General features: G+C 38.0%; 19 protein-coding genes. 15 read left to right on the top strand and 4 right to left on the bottom strand.

All coding sequences use genetic code 11. The annotated features are described in order from the left end of the window. Window positions 1-55: 55 nt before the first annotated feature. Window positions 56-1,906, bottom strand: coding sequence for a 7TMR-DISM family protein (locus RIB54_RS07460; RefSeq protein ID WP_350100177.1), 1,851 nt, complete (start codon window positions 1,904-1,906; stop codon window positions 56-58). A gap of 236 nt (window positions 1,907-2,142) precedes the next feature. On the opposite strand from RIB54_RS07460, the gene RIB54_RS07455 reads away from it, so the two are divergent. Next, complete coding sequence (locus tag RIB54_RS07455) at window positions 2,143-3,837, top strand: sensor histidine kinase (RefSeq protein ID WP_350100175.1); 1,695 nt, start codon at window positions 2,143-2,145, stop codon at window positions 3,835-3,837. 60 nt (window positions 3,838-3,897) lie between these two features. Continuing rightward, entirely contained in the window at window positions 3,898-4,347 is a 450-nt protein-coding gene (locus RIB54_RS07450; protein WP_350067631.1) for a hypothetical protein, read from the top strand. A 52-nt stretch (window positions 4,348-4,399) separates the two neighbouring features. On the opposite strand, the gene RIB54_RS07445 is transcribed toward RIB54_RS07450, so the two are convergent. Continuing rightward, window positions 4,400-5,164, bottom strand: coding sequence for a LytR/AlgR family response regulator transcription factor (locus RIB54_RS07445; RefSeq protein ID WP_350100173.1), 765 nt, complete (start codon window positions 5,162-5,164; stop codon window positions 4,400-4,402). Beyond that, complete coding sequence (locus tag RIB54_RS07440; protein ID WP_350100171.1) at window positions 5,161-6,207, bottom strand: sensor histidine kinase; 1,047 nt, start codon at window positions 6,205-6,207, stop codon at window positions 5,161-5,163. The genes RIB54_RS07445 and RIB54_RS07440 overlap by 4 nt, the downstream gene beginning before the upstream one ends. Before the next feature lie 251 nt (window positions 6,208-6,458). Here RIB54_RS07440 and RIB54_RS07435 point away from each other — a divergent pair, with 251 nt between their 5' ends. The 12 genes from RIB54_RS07435 (at window position 6,459) to RIB54_RS07380 (ending at window position 16,499) form a co-directional block, all read left to right on the top strand. Beyond that, a complete protein-coding gene (locus RIB54_RS07435; protein WP_350100169.1) occupies window positions 6,459-8,864 on the top strand; it encodes a TonB-dependent receptor in 2,406 nt (801 codons plus the stop codon). A 4-nt stretch (window positions 8,865-8,868) separates the two neighbouring features. Then, window positions 8,869-9,087, top strand: coding sequence for a hypothetical protein (locus RIB54_RS07430; RefSeq protein WP_350100167.1), 219 nt, complete (start codon window positions 8,869-8,871; stop codon window positions 9,085-9,087). A gap of 5 nt (window positions 9,088-9,092) precedes the next feature. Continuing rightward, entirely contained in the window at window positions 9,093-9,938 is an 846-nt protein-coding gene (locus tag RIB54_RS07425) for an SDR family NAD(P)-dependent oxidoreductase (protein WP_350100165.1), read from the top strand. Window positions 9,939-10,377: 439 nt separating this feature from the next. Then, window positions 10,378-10,803 (top strand): hypothetical protein, encoded by a 426-nt coding sequence (locus tag RIB54_RS07420; RefSeq protein ID WP_350100163.1) that lies wholly within the window; start codon window positions 10,378-10,380, stop codon window positions 10,801-10,803. 310 nt (window positions 10,804-11,113) lie between these two features. Continuing rightward, complete coding sequence (locus tag RIB54_RS07415; protein WP_350100162.1) at window positions 11,114-11,860, top strand: YoaK family protein; 747 nt, start codon at window positions 11,114-11,116, stop codon at window positions 11,858-11,860. Window positions 11,861-12,064: 204 nt separating this feature from the next. Further along, window positions 12,065-12,712, top strand: coding sequence for a hypothetical protein (locus RIB54_RS07410; RefSeq protein WP_350100160.1), 648 nt, complete (start codon window positions 12,065-12,067; stop codon window positions 12,710-12,712). 160 nt (window positions 12,713-12,872) lie between these two features. Then, window positions 12,873-13,346 (top strand): RNA polymerase sigma factor, encoded by a 474-nt coding sequence (locus RIB54_RS07405; RefSeq protein ID WP_350100158.1) that lies wholly within the window; start codon window positions 12,873-12,875, stop codon window positions 13,344-13,346. Continuing rightward, on the top strand, window positions 13,346-13,957 hold the full coding sequence (locus RIB54_RS07400; protein ID WP_350100156.1) for a hypothetical protein: 612 nt from the start codon (window positions 13,346-13,348) through the stop codon (window positions 13,955-13,957). Before RIB54_RS07405 ends, RIB54_RS07400 begins: the two co-directional genes overlap by 1 nt. Further along, the gene (locus RIB54_RS07395; protein WP_350100154.1) at window positions 13,954-14,256 is read left to right on the top strand and encodes a 5-fold beta-flower protein; all 303 of its coding nucleotides are present in this window, start codon (window positions 13,954-13,956) and stop codon (window positions 14,254-14,256) included. Before RIB54_RS07400 ends, RIB54_RS07395 begins: the two co-directional genes overlap by 4 nt. A gap of 124 nt (window positions 14,257-14,380) precedes the next feature. Beyond that, window positions 14,381-15,286 (top strand): DUF6340 family protein, encoded by a 906-nt coding sequence (locus RIB54_RS07390; protein WP_350100152.1) that lies wholly within the window; start codon window positions 14,381-14,383, stop codon window positions 15,284-15,286. Between the two features lie 117 nt (window positions 15,287-15,403). After that, entirely contained in the window at window positions 15,404-15,883 is a 480-nt protein-coding gene (locus RIB54_RS07385; protein ID WP_350067657.1) for an RNA polymerase sigma factor, read from the top strand. After that, window positions 15,876-16,499, top strand: a complete 624-nt coding sequence (locus RIB54_RS07380; RefSeq protein WP_350100150.1) for a hypothetical protein — start codon at window positions 15,876-15,878, stop codon at window positions 16,497-16,499. Before RIB54_RS07385 ends, RIB54_RS07380 begins: the two co-directional genes overlap by 8 nt. A 13-nt stretch (window positions 16,500-16,512) precedes the next feature. Here the strand turns inward: RIB54_RS07380 and RIB54_RS07375 are convergent, their stop codons facing one another. Continuing rightward, window positions 16,513-18,963 carry a DUF5686 family protein gene (locus tag RIB54_RS07375; RefSeq protein WP_350100148.1) on the bottom strand — a complete coding sequence of 817 codons (2,451 nt, stop codon included), beginning with the start codon at window positions 18,961-18,963 and terminating at the stop codon, window positions 16,513-16,515. Between the two features lie 246 nt (window positions 18,964-19,209). On the opposite strand from RIB54_RS07375, the gene RIB54_RS07370 reads away from it, so the two are divergent. Then, window positions 19,210-20,112 (top strand): TraB/GumN family protein, encoded by a 903-nt coding sequence (locus tag RIB54_RS07370; protein ID WP_350100146.1) that lies wholly within the window; start codon window positions 19,210-19,212, stop codon window positions 20,110-20,112. Window positions 20,113-20,217: the final 105 nt, after the last annotated feature.

Genomic DNA, 20,217 nt, shown 5'->3' with positions numbered 1-20,217 from the left:
AGTGCGATACTTAAAATTTATATCGCTTAAGAAGCGATAACAATATTTTAGCCAATTATGAGACCTTTTTGTTGATATGATACGAAAACAAATCAGTGATAATAAGATGGGAATCTTCTTTATCAGAAAAGGCCTGTTCAATCTTTTTCTTGAAATTCCAGACCGTATTTCTTCTAAGTGACAGCATCTCTGATAATTCATCAAGCGTATACTTATTCTGCCTGTTATTGGTAAGATATAAAATATAGAAGGCCTTTTCTATTGGAAACTTAATCTTATGAAAAACCGTGTTGCTGGTAACGGATTCATCATAACCACACCTGGTACACCTTCTCGAATATTTTTGCTGGCCGTCATTGTATTTTGTATTGGCACATTTAGAACACGAATATCCGTTTTCCCATTTTAGCCTGTCAAGAAACCGGAAGCAGCTCACCTCATCAGGAAATATTTTGTTAAACTCCTCTAGTGTGAGGTTTTTATTTATCAGCCTGTCCTGTAATATCTCCTTGATGTTGTTTTTGAGCTTCCAGTTATCAAGATCAAGTATAGAATTGATTTTCGATATCTCTGCTGTCTGCTGGTTAAGCTTTTGATTAGCCTCCTCCAACATTATATTCTTTTCCTGGATTTCCGTGGTGCGTTTGTCAACCAGCCGTTCAAGCTCTCTGTTTACCTTATCCTTAAGCTTTACATTCTCCTTATGTTGAAGAATAATACGCTGCATAGCCCTATCCCTATTGGACTTTAGAATTCTCACCCTGTCACTCAAAGCATAAGAAAGAAAGAGCATCTCCATAAGAAAGCAGATATGAAGGCTATAATATGATACAATGGAAAAAGGTATGACTGATATGTTTAGAAGCGCCTTGATAAGAAACCCAAGGAACAAAAGCCCATAGGCCATTACAAAAAACCTGGCTGGTCGGTAACCTCTTACCAGTACATACACTCCCGTATAAAAGATAAGTGAGAGTGGAAGAATCTCAATATTTCTATATTCAAATAAACTGTTATCAAAAACAATGGCGTAAATGAACAATAGTACCCTGGCAAAAATTACTGCCCAAATGGCTTTGTGGAGCCTTGGGGCACTGTTCTTTACATTTAAAAATCGGTGGCCAAAGACCATTGCCCAGAAAATAAGCGAAAACAGAAATACCCCGTGGGCTATCTGGTTCCATTGCGGTGAGTTAGGCCACAGGTACTGATAGGCTATGCCGTCCACACAAGTGGCATAAAGGCCTACACTAAAAATATAGAAGGTATAATACAGGTATTTCACCTCCCTGATAGCAATGAACATCAACAGGTTATAGAGAATGATAATAAATATCATTCCATAGAACAAGCCATATAGAAAATATTCGAATAGCGAGTATTCAATAAACCTGTTTATTGATCTTACAGCAATTCTTATGTCTGCGTATGTGTGTGACTTGACCCTAAAGTAATAGACAATTTCTCCATGCAACTTAGGATCAATCTGAATTTCAAAGTTTTTATGATCAAAGCTCTTTTGATAGAAAGGATAATGGTCTCCCATTGTAATCTTCTTATATGAACCGTCTAGCGTAGGTATGTATGCTTCTATAACATCTATAGTCTGGTCATAGAATTCAATAAGCCATTGTTTACTCTCAATATTATTAAGGTGGAGTGGAAAACGGATCCAATAGTATGAGTCAACACTGTAGTCTTTAGGCTGAAAGTCTTCTGATATTACAAATTCCACTTCCCCATTTAACACATCACTAAAATTTACAAAACCCCTTTCGTCAGCATAAATTTGCAATTCAGTAATAGGAAATATCACTTCATCATTTCCATTGCTAGGCAACTCCTTTGCGTGCAGGCCATCTAAGGCCATATAAAAAAGCAGCAGGAAAATAGGTAACACCTTCACAGTATAATATTAACAAATGATGCAGATAATCAATTTATAAAAAATGTAAAATGCATTGAGCAACGGCAGCCTTTATAATACCAGAACCGTGGAATATGAGCGATATTGTGTTCAATGAAGTTTAATGGAGCAACATAATCACTTGCTGCACAAGCCCTTATCAACATATAAATTGATTATTATCATGTTGGTTGTGGTAAAATGACTATATTTTAAAGTTTTATTTGATAAAGTAAATGATCACGTTTTTAAAAGACATTATAAATCTGGGGGTTAATGAGGATCAATTGTTGTTTGAACAACGAAAAATCAGGCTTGTCAATATTTTTTCAATAATAGGTGCCGGGCTAATGGTGATCTTCGGCTTACTCAATGTAGCCCTTGGTGCTAATGCCCAGGCACTTCTCATCCTCAGTGGTTGCCTGGTTATTGCCTTTCCCCCACTTTATTTTAATAAAAATGGAAAATATAACCTGGCCAGGTATTACCTTCTTGGTTTTGGGTTAGTTTTTGTTGACCTGGTTACTTTCAGAGCAGTTTTCAACTTTCAAAACAGGCACAATGAGGTTTTTCTTATTGGCATCTCAACCCTCATGGTCGTGCTCCTCGACAATCCGGCCAAATCCATCTTCTTTCTGCTTACGGTAATAAGTACAATTGCCATGATAACCACCCGGCAAATAATTGCCGGACTGCCTATTGGCAACGACACTTTTATGGCTTACTTAAATACAATTGTAGCCTTTGGTTGTGTTTATTTCTTCATCAATATTTTTAAAGAAGAGCAATTAAGAAGTGTGAGTAAGATTGAAGAATTTGGAGAAGAACTTCAAAGACAGGAAAAAGAAATATTGAAGCAACGTGATGAATTGTTTGCTAGTAGACAGCTACTGAGGTCAACCCTAGATAGCATTCCTGTTTTTATAAGCATGATTGACATGAAAGGCAAATACCTCATTGCCAATTCTAGGTATGGAGAGGTTTTTAATATGCCAATTTCAGAAATTGAAGGAAAGCATTACAGCGAAATACTGCCAGAATCACTTCTTAAAACACATAGGCATTTGATTAGTCAAGGACTCAGTGGCATTGGACTTGAGTTTGATGAAATTGCCGAAATCAATGAGCAAAATATCATTCATTCTTTGGGCAAATACATTCCTGTTTATGATTCACGTAATGAGCAAATAGCACTTGCCGTATATGCTGTTGACGTTACCAAATTAAAACAGACTGAAGCAGAACTGCTATCATTAAACGACACTAAAAACAGGCTTTTGAGTGTAATCAGTCATGACATTCGTGCTCCATTAAACTCATTGAAAGGCATTATCAATATTTCGGGAAATATTACTCAGGAGAATCTGTCTCAATTCATTAGTAAAGTTAATACTCGACTTACATCCGTAACCTTCAATTTGGATAACCTGCTCAACTGGGCCAAAGGACAGATGGAGGGTATAACCATTAAGCCTGAAGTAGTAGATGTTAAGGCGCTTATTGACCAAAATATTGCGTTGGTCGCTGACTATGCAGAAACCAAGAAAGTCAAAATCAAAAGCATTGGTTCTGCCGATTTAAAAGCCTTTGTAGATTCTGAATCATTAAGCCTTGTGATGAGGAATATTCTCAATAATGCTATCAAATTTTCACCAGAGCATGCAGAAGTTGAAATATCGGCAGAAAAAACAGTTACGTGCATTAAGATAGCAGTAAGCGATAAAGGTGAGGGCATGGACAACACACAAATCCAGCATTTGGCAAGTGGTGCCTCAGCACTTGTTTCGCAAGATGGAACGGCAGGGGAAAAAGGCACTGGTTTGGGGCTTGCGCTAAGTCAGGATTTGGTGATAAAGAACAAAGGCCAAATGAAAATTGAAGGAATAAAAGGCAAAGGTACCACTGTTGAAATTTGTATTCCTTTGGCTTAAAATTTGCATTCCTAAAAAAATTTGAATTATAAACACAAATTATCTTAACCCCATAAAACCATGAAAAAACTCATTATCCCTGCCATTATTGTATTTATGACATTTGCAGAAGCTGCACACGCTCAGGTGGAATACAAAGTAATTACCATTGTAGAGTCCATTGTACCAGGAGGGCTTGGTAGATCGAGACTTATAGAAAGCACATCAGAAGTAAACATTGATGACTTTACCACGGAAAGAACTGACGGTAAGAAAAGTGATCAGGGATCTGTAAAAAGAAAAGATGCCAAAGTTGACGAGTTAAACGAATCTAAATTGCTCAACTTTTATAGTCTGGCTGGTATCAACTTCCAAAACATAGCCTCCAATGATGCTCTCATTACTTCCAAAATGAACCAACTTTCAAATGATGGTTGGGAGTTAATGTTTGTCACCAGTGCCGCTGAAAGTGATTCAGGAAAAGATGATGGAACCGGAATCTACATTACCAGAATGATTTTTAAGAAGTAAAAATACAGGCATACCAAAATATGTAAATCAAATGTTTTGGTATGTCCTTTTTTTATTCCCCCAACCAGTTTTTAAAATCAGTGGCCTTTTCTACACTTACAGTTACAGGGTCATCTGTCTTTTGATAAAGCTCAATCAGCAGCTTTCCTTTATGATATTTATGGGTAGCATTTATAGATTGAAAGCTGACAAGATACTGCCGGTTTGCCCTGTAAAACTTCTCCGGATCAAGTTGGTTCATCAGTTCATCCAAATTGCTATCCATCAGGTATTTTTTATCTTCCAGTGTCACAAGATAGACCACCCCATTTCTGGTATAAAAATAGGCTATATCAACAGTCTCCACCGATATCAATCGCTCGCCCTGCTTTATCAAAAACCTGGATTTATACTTTCTGTCATCCATCCTGATTTGACCAATCAGCGTATTTAAATCAGGGTTCACAGAACTAGAAAAGGAATTCTTAAGGTCATTGTACTTCTGTAAACTTGCCGTTAGCTCTTCCTTTTTTACCGGCTTGAGCAGATAATCAATACTGTTCACTTTAAAGGCCTTGAGCATATACTCATCAAAGGCCGTAGTAAAAATGACAGGCTTGGTGATTTTGATTTTCTCAAAAATCTCAAAACTTATACCATCACTTAGTTGAATATCCATAAAAATAAGATCAGGAGACGCATTGCCGTCAAACCACTTAACTGACTCTTCTACGCTGTCAATGACTTCTACAATTTCTATATCAGGGTTTATCTCCTCGAGCACTTTCTGTAACCTTCTAAAGGCCGGAGCCTCATCTTCGATAATCAATATTTTCATGCAGATACAAGGGATTTTTCCTGAATTACCTCTATTAAAGGAACTGTTACCATAAAATCATCGGCTGTCACTATCACGTCAATTTTATGCTCTCCAAAGTAGGCATATCTACTTCTGATATTGTGTAACCCTGTTTTAGTTGACTTTCCAATTGACTTCTTTTCCTGTAGGTTATTCTTTACTGCTAATAACTTCTCATTTTCAATATAGATATCAATATGTAGCGGATGAGCTTTTGAAATCACATTATGCTTAATGGCATTCTCTACAAGCATTTGTAATGTCAGTGGCGCAATACTCTTCTTTCTCTGGTTTTCAGCAATGCTAATATCTACAGAAAGATTTTCAGGATAGCGCATTTGAAGTAGAAATATGTAAGCCTCTACAAACTCCAGTTCATCATGTAAAGACACCAACTCCTTTTCCTTGTTTTGCAAAATGTATCTGTAAACCTCAGATAGTTTTTCAGTGAAGCTTATGGCTACGTTCTGATCTTCAGCAATAAGTGTTGTCAAAGTATTCAGACTGTTAAACAGAAAGTGCGGACTCATCTGGTTTTGTAGTACTTCAAACTGTGTTCTTATCTGCTGGTTTTTGAGCTCCTCATTAAGTTTAATGGAAGTATGCCATTGCTCATAGAAATAGACATTTTCATAAATGGAGCCAATAATTGCTGCTGAAACAACATTTATTGGCACTTCATGCAAGTAATATTCTAGCGACAAATAATCTACCTCTTCATTAATGTTAAAAATATAACATAATATCGGATCGCCAACAAGCAAAAAAAGCACGAGACAAGTAAAAGTAATGAGTAAACGCTTGGGCGTTTGCCTGATCTGCGGATAGACCTTCCTGAAGTGCATAAAAATGGCAAATGCACCATTCCAAAAAACAGTAGTAAAAACGAGAGCCGTTAAATACTTGTCAAGCATTGTCTGACCTGGCTCACGGCCATGAAGAAAAATCATGACGTAGGCCAGCACAAAAATGCCAATCCACCTCACATAAACTTCCTTAACTGTTACACCTGCTATCTTCATCAGTCAAAATTTCTACAAAATACGGATTTCTTGAATTTTAATCGATGTCATTTTAAGGTGAAACCGCAAAATCATCGGTTGAAACCAGAAGAATATTGCCTCAACCTAAAAAAACAGCTTCTAAAATAGAATTGGGGATTGATTGAACCTCTTTACCGTTCCAGCAGACTTTATTGAGGTCTCGGGCAGTTTTGCATTTTAAAAATACACCACCACCAATAATTTGGCTCAAAATTCAAATAACCCAATTCATGAAAACATTAACAATTCTTTTAATCAGCATCTTTGGTTTAACGGCTACAGGTGCTTACGCCCAAACACAGGTGGTGAAGGGCACTATCATTGACGAGCAGGCAGAGTTTCCTATCATAGGGGCTTCTGTGGTACTTATTGGTTCTGACCCTTTGATCGGAGCAGTGACAGATTTAGATGGAAACTTCCGTCTGGAGAAAATCCCTGTAGGGCGCCAGTCCTTTGCTGTGCAATACATAGGTTATAAAACCATCACTTTGCCCAATGTGCTTGTAACTGCAGGTAAGGAAGTGGTGCTTACTATTAAACTTGAAGAATCAGTTGAGAAACTTGACGAAATCGTGGTTACAGCTGAAGCCGATAAAGACCTGCCTTTAAACGACCTGGCTAAAGTAAGTGCCCGTACTTTTAGCCTTGAGGAAGTTACCAGGTTCTCTGGCGGCAGAAACGATGTGGCCAGATTAGCTACTTCTTTTGCAGGGGTGAGCGCCCCAGACGATTCCAGAAATGACATCGTGGTGCGTGGCAATTCACCTGTAGGTTTATTATGGAGAATTGAAGGGATACCTATCGCCAACACCAATCACTTTGCCGCACTCGGCACTTCTGGTGGGCCAGTAAATGCATTGAATACCAACCTGTTAAGGACTTCTGATTTCCTGACTGGTGCCTTTCCCGCTGAATATGGCAATGCTAACAGTGCCGTGTTTGATGTCAACTTCAGAAATGGAAATACTGATAAATATGAATTTACCGGACAGATGAGCGCATTTAGTGGTATTGAGTTTATGGCAGAAGGCCCATTCAGGAAATCCAAAAATGGCTCCTTTGTTGCCTCTTACCGATATGGCATAGCGAGCCTGGCCGCAACAGGCACCAGCGCTACCCCATTCTACCAAGACTTTTCATTTAAGGTGAATTTTGGTGATACCAAAACCGGAAAATGGGAACTGTTCGGACTTGGCGGACTCAGCAGCATAGACTTCCTTGGTGATGAAATTGATGACACCGATCTTTTTGCCAACCCTGACCAGGATGCTTTTGTGGAAAATGAACTGGGCCTGGTGGGATTAACAAACACACTAAGACTTAGCAAAACGGCTTTCCTAAAAACCTCATTTGGCGCATCTACCAATTATCAGCAATACCTTCAGGACAACCTGATCAAAGATAATGATGGCAACCTGATCACAAAATTCAGGGCTACAAACGTCAATAACCGTGAGAACAGGCTTACAGTAACTTCGACACTGAACAAAAAGTTTGATGCCAGTTGGAGCCTACGAGCAGGCTTTACCAATGAACTTTACATTGCCGATCTCTTTACTGAAGACCGAGACAACAGGGTAAATATTCCTGATGATAATAATGACAATGTTCCGGATTACTTTGTGAATCGTGGTAACCTTGATCAGTCATATAACCTGACTCAGGTATTTGCCCAAGCGGAGAAAAAAGTAACTGATGACCTGAGCATTACTGCCGGTTTGCACAGTCAATACCATGATTACACAGAGAAATTTGTGGTGGAACCGAGGGCAGCAGTTAGCTGGCAGGCCAGGCCAAATCAAAGATGGAGTGTTGCCTATGGCCTTCATGCCCAGTCCATACCTTCACCGATCTTATTTTTAGATGAAGAAATAGCCCCGGGAGTTACAGCAAAAACAAATGATGGGTTAGATTTTATGAAAAGCCATCATTTTGTACTTGGCTATGATAGAAATCTTGGGCAGGACTGGAGATTAAAAGCAGAGACATACTACCAGATACTCTATGATGTTCCGGTTGAGTCTACGTCAAGCAGTTATTCCATATTAAATGAAGGTGCAGGTTTTGTATTTGAAGAAAAAGGAAGCTTGGTAAATGATGGCGAAGGATCTAACATTGGTATTGAGCTTACGCTGGAAAAATTCTTCAGCCGTGGGTACTATCTCCTGTTCACCTCTTCAGTATATGACTCAAAATATGAAGGTAGTGATGGCATAGAAAGAAATACAGCATTCAACAATAATGTAGTTGGCAACCTGCTATTTGGTAAAGAATGGAAGTTCGGCAAAGAAGGTAAAAATGCCTGGACATTTGACACCAAATTCACCTCAGCCGGTGGCAAACCCTATACTCCTGTAGACCTTGATGCTACCCGGGCAAATGCCGGCAGGGAAGTAAGAATGGACAACATGGCCTTTACAGAAAGATATGGCGAATACTTCCGCTGGGATGTGAAATTTGGAGTGCGTATCAACAGCCAGAACAAGAATATTTCGCACCAATTCTTTGTAGACCTGCAAAATGTAACCAACAGAAAGAATGAGTTTATAAGAAGATATAATGAAGTGACCGACCAGATTAATATAGTAGAGCAAAACGGTTTCTTCCCTGATGTTATGTATCGTATTCAATTTTAATAAGATGAAAGTAGAAGTATTTAAAACCAACATTAACACAACACAGAGTGCCAATATCATTACAGGGTTAATGCACCTGTGCTTCCCAACCATAAGCGTCAATGTGGACTTGCATGACAGTGATCATGTGCTCAGGGTGGCGTCTGAAAACAACGAAATTGATGAGGCTTTGCTCATCAGTTTCGTTCGTAATCTGGGTTTTAAAATCAACATTTTAAACTAACAATAATGGCCAATAAATTATCATACAATGACCGCAACAGGTTAATTACACGCTATGGGCGTTGGGCATTGGTAACGGGAGCCTCCTCAGGGATAGGTAAGGAAATCTGTAAGCAATTGGCAGAAAGCACTTTCAACCTCATTATTGTGGGTAGAAATGAAAAGCATCTGCAAAACCTACAGTCTGAGCTGCTGGCCAAATATAATGTTGATGTGGAAATTGTTATTGCCGATCTTTCACAGGACGAGGAAGTTCATCAGCTAATCAAAAAAACCAGCCAAAAACAAATTGGCCTGGCCGTGCTTAGCGCAGGTTATGGCACTTCTGGCAGTTTTATTGACAACCCACTTTCAGATGAGCTAAACATGTTGGACGTCAACTGTAAAGCGCTAACCATTTTGGCACATCATTTCGGCAACAGGTTTTCAAATAATATGACTGGCGGGCTGGTGCTTTTAGGTTCACTGGTGAGCTTTCAGGGTGTGCCTTATGCAGCACACTATGCGGCAACAAAGGCCTATGTACTTTCATTAGGTGAAGCGCTGCATCATGAGCTTAAACCCCATGGGGTAGATGTACTCACCGCCTGCCCAGGCCCAGTAGCCTCTGGTTTTGGCTCCCGGGCAGACATGAAAATGGATGGCGCCATGAGCCCTGAAGATATAGCAGTGCCTATATTGAAATCACTAGGCAAAAAGTCAGTGATACTTCCAGGATTATTGACCAAAATATTGACCTACGCCTTACGCACCGTGCCCCGTTGGGGCAAAGTGTTGATCATGAAAAAGGTGATGACGGATATGACGAAACATCAGAAATCGATTAGATTAGTAAATACATTAGCAAAGTAGCGAGTATGCTGGTTATTTTGTTGTTGGCATCAATTGGTCGCTATTCATCATAGCAAGAAGAAAAAGAACGGGATTTTGCAGGATATGTGGTGACCACGGACAACTAACCTTTGAACATGTTCCACCCGAAGCTGCTTTCAATAAAGGTCGCTTCTACTATCAAAGCGATCTTGATAAACTCGCGGGCTTAGAACATGATAACCCGGAAGACTACCTTGATTTCAAAAAAACCGGCACCTATGGGCGAAAAATGCAAGGCGGAACTGGTGATTATACCCTTTGCAAAAAGTGCAATAATTTGACTGGGAGATGGTACGCTTCAGATTACGTAAGTTATGCCCATCAAGTAATGTCAATACTATTAAAATCAAAAGGTAAACCAAGCTTATTATATCCGACATATTTTTTTCCGCTCCGAGTAATAAAGCAAGTGATTACTATGTTTTTCAGCCTTAAATATGAAGGATTCAATAAAGAATATCCTGAATTGGTAAAATTCATATTGAATAAAGATGCTAGATATTTACCTGACCACATTAAAGTCTACTGCTATTTTAACTTAGAAGGTGCATTGCGAAACAATAGCAACTCTATTATTGGTGACTTTAGCAGTGGCAAGATGAAAGTCATGAATATAGGTGAACTCACATTCCCACCACTCGGATTTGTATTGTCCATAGACTCCGAAAAACCAGATAAAAGATTAACTGATATCTCACATTTCGCCAACTATCGCTATAATGACTGGACAGACTTTTATCAAAAGCTCACTGTTCTCCCTACTCATTTACCTTATTTACCAGGTGACTACAGGACGAAGGAGGAAATTATTGAAGCGATAAGCAAGAGTAAAAAAATTAACTGATACCAACATGGTGTAGAAAAACATATACCAAAGAACCTTGTAGCCTCGACCCCAACTGGTCTTAGCGTCTCGCTCAATGCAGTCAACTTAAGGTATTATAGTGCTTTCTTCCGGGGCATATGGACTTTCTTCGGCTACGTTTAAAGTTTATGTCTGGGAAAGTTTCTATTGGGTCTGATAGCGGTCGTGCTCATCTTTATTTGTCTTTTGAGCTGTTAAAGCCTTATTCGGATATCAGGTTAGGAAAAGATAATGTCAGATGTTACGAAACATCAGAAATCAGTTAGATTAGTGTCCAAACATTATTGAATTGTTTAGACACCAAGGCAAAAACAGAACATTAAAGCATAACCTTCAACTTGCTACAATCTTGTCATTAATTGCAGGAATAGTAAATGTTTGTGGATTCTTGGCCATTAAGCAACTTACCACTAATGTTACTGGGCATTTCGCTTTGTTCATCAACGACCTTTCAAATGCGGATTTCTCAAAAGGTATAATCTATTTCGCATACATCTTTTCATTTTTCTTCGGCTCATTCGTTTCCAGTTTGCTTATAGAAAGCTTTCATGAGAATAAGCGCCTGAATGTTTATGTTATACCTACATTACTGGAGTGTGTCTTTCTGGTCTCGGTAGTCTTGCTTTTTCACAACACTGAATTAGAATTTCCTAACTTAATGGCTTGTCTACTTCTCTTTGCTATGGGTTTACAAAATTCATATGTGACCAAAATTTCAAATGCCGTTGTTAGAACAACTCACCTAACAGGGCTTTTTACTGATTTAGGGATAGAACTTTCTCAGCTTTTCTTTCGGAAATATTATCCCTTCAGAGAAAAAATAAAAGCTAATATCAAACTAAGGGCACTAATAATCACTTCATTTTTCGTTGGGGGATTGGCAGGAGGATTTCTCTACGTGGAATTTAACCTTAATCTCAACACCCTGATGGTTGCTGTATTAATATTACTGTTTGCATTATTCTTTGACGATTTTAAATTTAGAATTCTAAAAACCAGAAGAAGATATATCCAAAGAAAAACAGCACATTATTAAGTAGGTGGTCGGGAGCTACAGGATCAGAAGCAGAATAGCACCAACAGTTCTTATCGCTATATTTGAGATGTGAGACAGCCAAGAAACGCTAAAAACATATCAGGAAAATAAATTGATGTCGTATACATCAATTTTCAGAAATCCATTCTAGATTGGTAATAGCATATATCCCATTATTGGGTCAATAATTTAAATTCATATACAATGAAAATTCTAACAAGTAGAATTCAACAATTTGACCGGCTCAAGAAAACTTCAATTTTTATGCTGCTCGTATTTTCTGTATATGCCACCTCATTTGCCCAAAGTGCGATTACGGAAGATTTCCTTGTATTGAATAGTGGAGATACATTACATGGAAGCGTAGAATATATAAATTCAAAAAGGGTGAGCCCTGAATTTTATAAAAAGATTAGGGTAACCGATGAAAACGGAAAAAGGCGGCAATTCAAACAGAAAGATGTTTCTGCTTTTAAAGCGGATGGTAAAGTCTTTGAAAGTTATTGGTTGAGCCAGTCTTCTGATAAAATCACATTGGTCAATCCAAAATACGATATTGATCCCGAAAATGGAGCCCAATATTTTCTAAGGTTAATCAGAAAGGGCGAACTAAGCCACTATCAATGGGAATGGTGGGAACAAGGGGAATCTACTTTAATGTGGATGGATTTATTAAGAAAAAAGGAGGATCAATTTTTTATCAGGGCAACACAAGGGCTGCTGGGCTTAAAGAAAAAAGTGTTGACTGATTACTTTATGAACTGCCCTGATCTCAAAGAGAGGATTGAAAAAAAGGAATTGGACGAAGTGTGGCAATTAGTTGATTTTTACAATAACAACTGTGAGTATTAAGTTGAAACCAAATGGTCTTAGCCTCAGGATATAACAATCACTTTAATTTTTAATTGACTCATTATCAATCAATTAAAAAATTAATCCTACAAACTTCATTTGGAATGTAATTTTTCAACGCACTTTAATACTTACCTTCCAAAATTCAAGGAATCAAACAGTGACTGAAGAAGTTTTTTTGTCAAAAGTCAAGGTGCATGAAGGCATTATCAATAAGATATTGTACCTGTATGTAGACTCTAACGAAGACAGGCGTGATATGTATCAGGAGATAGTACTACAGGCGTGGAAGTCGGTAGAGCGATTTAGGGGAGACTCGCAGTTTTCTACGTGGCTTTATCGCATCAGCCTCAATACCGTTATGACTTTTATAAGAAAAGAAGGCCGGCTGAAAAAGGAGCGCCTTGATACGGCACTGCCAATAACCATGGCAGTAAATGAACAAAGTGACCGATCGATGAAGCTCATGTTTGCTATCAAGCAGTTGAACGATATCGATAAGTCAATCATCACGCTACATCTTGACGACTATGGTAACGATGAAATTGCTGAGATACTGGGTATTTCAAAGAACAATGTGGCCGTAAAAATCCACAGGATAAAAGAAGAGTTAAAAAAGAAAATGAAAGGCTGATGGACGAATTAAAAGAAGCCTGGAATGAGTTAAAAACTAAATCTCAAGGCCTTAACCTGGAGATTGACCAGCTAAAAACTGCCATACACAGTGCAAGTATTGGGGTAGTGGAAAAACTCAACAACAGACTAAAATCGAAGATGTATTACACATTGGGAGGAATAGCGCTCTTCATAGGGCTGCTTTTTGCTGCACCCAATACCATAACAATTGTGCTCATATCTATCATCTTATGCGCCTATGTTATTGGTGGGCTTATCCTGAACAAGGAAAGAAAGCTTATTAAAGAAGAAATTGACCTCAATAATGACCTCAAATCGACCCTTGAGAATTTTCACTTTAAAGTGAGCCGGGTTCTGAGGTATGAAGAACTTGTAGGCCTCACATTATACCCCATTTCAGCAAGCGCTGGTTTTATCATTGGGCTAAATGTAGATGGCGATATCGGTGATTTCTTTGATACCTGGAAAGGGTGGGCTATTTGGGCCGCGGTCATTACATTATTGACCCCATTATGCCATTGGTTGGCCAAATGGATGAACAGAATGGCTTTTGGAAAATATCTGGGCCAATTGGAAAAGAATATTGAAGAATTAAAAAAATACAGATGATAGAAGTTAAAAATAACACAGGTCAGGTACTGTTCAAAATTGAGAACAACACCTTGATAAACAATCAAGGGCAAGAACTACTCTTTCTTGATGATGGAACAGTTAAAAATGCTGGCGGTCGAACATTACTAACTATTAAAGGCAAAGATGCCATTTCAATAATGGATGACAAGCCAATCATCAGTTGTGTAGATGGTAATATTATTAACTTGAGCGGACAAGTAATTGGCAAGGTAGAAGGGGCAACTACTCAAGAAGAAATGACATTTGGAGCCGGAGGGTATATATTACTGGCCTAACTTTCATCCTTTATAGGCCGGACTTCAATTATCCCAACATTGGCTCCTCCAAGGCAAATATAAATAGGGTTCCAATCTACCACCCTATCAAAATATGAGATACTTTTGAAGTTTAAGTATCGATATGAAACCCATTATTGCTGTTTTGATTATAACATGTCTGGCGAGTTGCTCACAGTCAATCGTCATAAACAAGACATTGCCGGCAGAGTTTGTTTTAAATTCTGACGAAATAATTATTGTAGAAAATAAGTTTGATGTTTCTACATTGGACCTTGGCAGTGCAGAGGAAAGGAAACTAAACGTTTATTCCTCCGGTATTTCGGCTCTTTTGAAGAAACTGGAATCAGAATTAACCCAAAGGGAAGGTGTATCAGTAATCATGCTCGATTCTGGAATATTTCAAAACACGCCAGCTGCAGCTTTTGACAATACCATCGATTCGGTGTGTAACAGCACATCTGGAAATTTTTATTTTGTATTAAAGGAATATACCCTTGAGATGGATCAAACAGGCGTTGAAAAAGATGAGGATGGTGATAAAATAGCTTCATATGACCTTTTGGCAAAAGCTAAGTTTGATTTGTATTCGTGCGAAACAGGCCAAAAAGTTAAAGACTTTGAGCAGTCAGCCCGGGTTTTCTACGAAAACAGGGTAGTGCAAAGTGGGCTTTTGGCGAGAGGCCCATCGTTAAAAAAGGCCGATGAAGAAGCTGCTGTTGTTTCTGAAGATTTGGCCATTTTTCTAATCGATAAGTTTCATCCGGTCGAGATCCAGAAAGAACTGCACTATTACAGCGGAAAATCTATGAAAGAAGCAGCTAATCTGATAAACAATGAAGATTATGCTGCGGCCTTAACCACACTGCTGAAGTTGGCGGAAAATTCAGATAATACTATTGCTGGCGAGGCCGCTAATAACCTCTTTGTTGTATATGAAATATTGGGAAATAGTGATCAGAGTCAATATTGGTACAATCAAGCTAAGAAACTCAACCAACTGCACAGTTTAAATCAATTAGATTATTAATTTCGATGCCAATTAAGTATTGAGAAAGAAAATTGATACGACATTTCTATTTTATATTTAAACAATTGACGGCAATTTTTGTAATAAAGTCAATATTTAGTCTACTAACCAATAGCGATGAATCCTGATTCCTTTTTCAAGGATTTTGTGGAAGAAAACAAGGGCATTATCTACAAGATATGTAGGGTATATGCCAATGATAGGGAGGAAATGCAGGATTTTGTTCAGGAGGTGACCATTCAGTTGTGGAAATCAAGTCAGAATTTTGAGAACCGCTCTAAGCTCTCCACCTGGGTTTACAGGGTCACCCTTAACGTATGCCTTACCTTATCGAGAAAAAATAAGCGCAGGGTAGATACTGTTGGGCTTTTGTCAACAGATTATATTGATGACACAGACCACACAGAACAGGAGCAAATATCAGCATTGTATACTGGCATTAGAAAGCTTAATGATGCTGACAAAGCTATTATTTTGCTATATCTTGAAGATAAAAGCTATCAGGAAATTGCGGACATATTAGGTATTACGGTTAGCAATGTAGGGGTTAAAATTACGAGAGTAAAATCTAAACTTAATGATATAATCAATGGCTGAGTTAGATTTAAAAGAGCTTTGGAAAAAAGGGGAATCAAGTCTTGCTGACTCAAAAGGCTTTGATTTAGATAAGTCTGTAAAGTCAAAGTCGAAAGACATTCTTCAGAAGATCAAGTTTATCCTGACCATTGAATTTTGGCTAAACAATGTTATTACCACTTCATTGGGTGTCTTCTACTATTTTCAGTTCGGGGCATTTTGGGGCATTTTTACATGGGTGTTTTTTTTAATTTATTTCTTCTACTACACGTTTTTAATCAAATCGATAAATGCCTTTGATTACGCAGGTGAGGTACAAAGTAGTTTGCAAAAGATCTACAATTACCTTCGTTTCTACGTTTTGCATTATAAAGCAGTCATCTGGATCACCTTCATGATCTTACCTTATGCTATGGCAGCCTATGGATTTTATCTGGGTTTTACAGATCAAGTTCCTCCGGAATGGGTGGAAAGCAATGGCCCAAAATTTGAATTTACAAAATCACAAGCTTACATAGCCCTTGGTATTATCCTGGTTCTACCATTTCTAATTGCCCTTGGCTTCAACTCTTTAGTGAGCATGATATATGGCAGAAAAATAAAAAAGTTGAAGTCAATTATAAACGGGTTAGGGTAAAAGTATTCTTATACTATTCCCCGCTATCAAAAGTGATATTTATTTTAAAAAACATATTGTCTGACTGCTTTTCAAAAGCATAGTTTCCCATCCTTTGATACAGCCCAACTCCGAAAGAATATCCTAACGCCCTGACCAGCCTTCTCACTAAAATTCCCGCTTCAAAATAATAGTCATCCAGCTCCGAAAAGGCACTGCCTATATGTCGCTCCGAATTTTGCCCTTCACCGTAGGCCAATGCACCCTGCAGGACTAACTGTGGTTTAGAGTACTTTGGGTGAATAACAAACTGTGAGACATAATGCTGATAAAACAAATTGACATATTTACTGGTAACAAACTCGTTGATTCCCATGGTTCTGAAGGAGTTGGCCACATCAAGATATTCATTACTTGTTCCGTGAATATTAAACGAATTGGTAATTGGTAAAACTTCATCAATATAACCGGCTTGAAGGGTGAATGTTGGCTGTCCAAAACCCCTGGTCAAAAATTTCTTTTGAACCATGCCTTCAATTTTTCGGTATTCAAATTGTCCACCAAAATCAGAGAGGCCTTGCGTGTAATTTAGACCCAGGTAAAGATTGGATCTTGTAGTTCTTAACAGCTTATTAAAAGCCTCCACATAATTTACACCATAGTTATAGCCCAGTTTTAATGAAACCTCGGTAAAATCAAACTCATTAGTTGAAGTCAAATCTGCCTCATTGACTATAAATGAGTAGTCATTATTAACCGAAATATCCCGCTGTCTTAAGCTAATTTCCGTATCCAAATAACGAAGCCAATAAAACCTAAAACCTGCCTCCTTCTGTACCACATTAAACATATTATCTATCAAAAAGGGATAGTAGGTTTCAGTTTCCAGGGGCAAGGGTTTGTATTTGTAAAATTGAATTTTCCCAAATTGTTCAACATCCTCAGAATAGTTTATAAAAAAGTCGAGTCTCTTCTTATTCAACAGATGCAGGTCAAAATAGCCTCCAAACTTGTCCTCCTTATCTTTGATTCCGTAAGACCAGTAGCCACCTAATTCAAAGGTTTTTGAGATTTTCTCAGAAGTGCTTAATCCCATCCCTAACCTAAAGCCTTCATATTTATTGATATCAAAAGCACGATGAAGGTTAATGTCAAACAAACCAATGGCTATTTTCTTTTCTATCAATCCTGCCGTTAGGGTCATTATTTTTTCTACCTTATTGGCCTCAAACACCGAATCAATAACCTCATAAGTCTCAATCTCTTTAGGTGTTAATTTGGGTTCCCTATACTGGTTCCAAAATATTGAGTCCCGATCATTTGCCAAATCGTGATAGGTCAGAACTGTCCGATCAAATTTCACTTGCGAAACATCAGGATTTATAGCAATATTTTTAAGGTAGCTTTTACCAATTCCCATTAAAGGAAATGAAGGCGAATCCTTTTTCACAAACTCACCAAAAAAAACATCGAATTTCAGTTGATCAGGAAACCACACCTCATCCCTGATTTTGGTATAATGCTGTTGCAACTTAAAATTTACGGTAAGGTACGTTTCCAGATCATAGTAAGTACTGTGGTTCGGATCAAATTGAGATTGCCCCTCCGACAATTGGTTGTGCAAATCTGTGAAACCAGTAGTCTCGGCATCAATACTGCTTAAAGCAAAATCACTGGCATCTACATTCATTATACCCTTTAATCCATTAAAGTTTTTCTTCTTTGGCTCAAAAGCAATCACATATGATTTTCTGCCTACCTCATCATTTACTGAATCAACCAAATCAAAATAGTAATTGTCAAAACTATTCTTTGATATTGGGTTGAGGAAGTTGATGCTCATCACCGTAATAAAATCATCATAAAAACCTATGTTCTGGAAAGATGATGCCATTGTGGTGAATTGGGGCGATTTGAAGCCAGACACACGGTTGGCTAGTACTTCCTCTTTAACCTTGTTAAAGCTTTTGTAGTGCCGTTTGGTCACAGACTCCATGCTAAAAAGGAAATTTTCAGATAAGTATTTTTTCATGTTTACCTGAACACTGTCCTCCCTATCTATTTCTGGAGAAATGTCCGTGCCGAGCAAAAACTTATTATAGGATTCAAATGAATAACTATCCATGGCCGAGGGGTTTAATCGCGGCTTATTTTCTACCAACTTCCTTATGATAGGATGCGCTGGGTTTTCACCAGCCAATACAGTGACTTCATTTAAAACTTTGGTTTCTTGCTCAAGTTGAACCTGCTGTAAAACGGCTACCTGAGCATATGAAAGCGACAATGGTTGATAACCTACATATCTGAAATTGATGAGTACGTCCTTTGATGGCACCTCCAGTTCAAATATTCCATCAATATTGGTTATTGTTCCTTTTTTTGAGCCTTCAATACCTACTGACACAAAAACCAATGGTTCATTGAGTTTTTTATCGACAACTTTTCCTATTAGTTTTATTTGGGCGGTACTAACCAGTGGTACCATTAATAAAACTAAAGTAAAAATACTAGTTAAAATATGCCTGCCTATATCCATAATAGCATTAATATTTATTACAAGTTGGTATTATACAACCTTCAATTATTACACTAGTTTGAATATTAATTTTAACTTACTGACAATCAATTATTTAAAAAATTTCAGCAGTCATTTGTAATAAAACATTGTCAATTAACACTAACGCTGCGAACGTTCTTTTAAGAAATATTAAAAACATTAAATCAGAATAAAATGAAATTTAATAGAGAAGATAGATTTAAAAAAATTGGAGTAAAACTACTTGTATTTGCGGCTTCATTCTTATTTGGAATGTTGCTATTCAGAACAACCCATGCCCAGGAAGCTAACGCCTTGCTATGGAAAATTGAGGGCAAAGACCTTAAGAAAGCTTCCTACCTGTATGGTACCATTCATGCCATTTGTAAAGACGATTTTTTTCTGACAGATGCTGTCAATTCAGCGCAAAGCGAAACTGAACTCACAGTACTGGAGCTGGATATGGACGACCCGCAGTTTATGCAAAAAATGCAGACGCATATGATGAACCCCGGTATGAAAAACATATCTGAAGAATTCACTGAAGATCAGAAAGCCGCTGCTGATAAGTTTTTTGCTGCTAACTATGGAGCGGGCCTGGCTCAACTGGGAATACTTAAACCTTTTGGCTTGCTGGCTATGGTAATACAGAAGGCTATACCTTGTGAGACCATAGAAAGTTATGAGCAGACCTTTATTAAAAACGCCAAAAATAGGGAAGTTGAAGTTGTGGGCCTTGAAACCATGGAATTTCAAGCTACACTTTTTGATAATGAGCCTATGGCAGAGCAGATCAGTCTGTTGATGCAAAGTATTGAAGATGCTGAAAAAGGCACCGAGGATTTTAACAGGCTGGTAAAAGCTTATAAAGATCAGGATCTCAAGGCCATGAGTGATTTGATGTTGGAGTCTCCGGAATATGCCAAATATGAAGACCTAATGCTCAATGATAGAAACAAAGACTGGATACCAAAGATTGAGGCATTTGTAAAAGAACAACCAACTTTTATTGCGGTGGGTGCGCTACATTTGGCTGGAGAAAATGGGGTAATCCAACTGCTTAAGAAAGAAGGTTATAAAGTAACACCTATAAAATAGAAGGTGGATAGGAACTGAGTTTATAGAAAGAAAAAGAGGCGGATTAAAAAGTATTAATTAACATCATTGCGATCCGCCAGTTGGCGGATCGCAATGACGCTTGAC

Source organism: Fulvivirga sp., assembly GCF_040218215.1.
In the GTDB taxonomy this organism is placed as follows: Bacteria; Bacteroidota; Bacteroidia; order Cytophagales; family Cyclobacteriaceae; genus Fulvivirga.
Note: the sequence above shows the minus strand (reverse complement) of the source record. Positions and strands in the feature narration are given on the sequence as shown.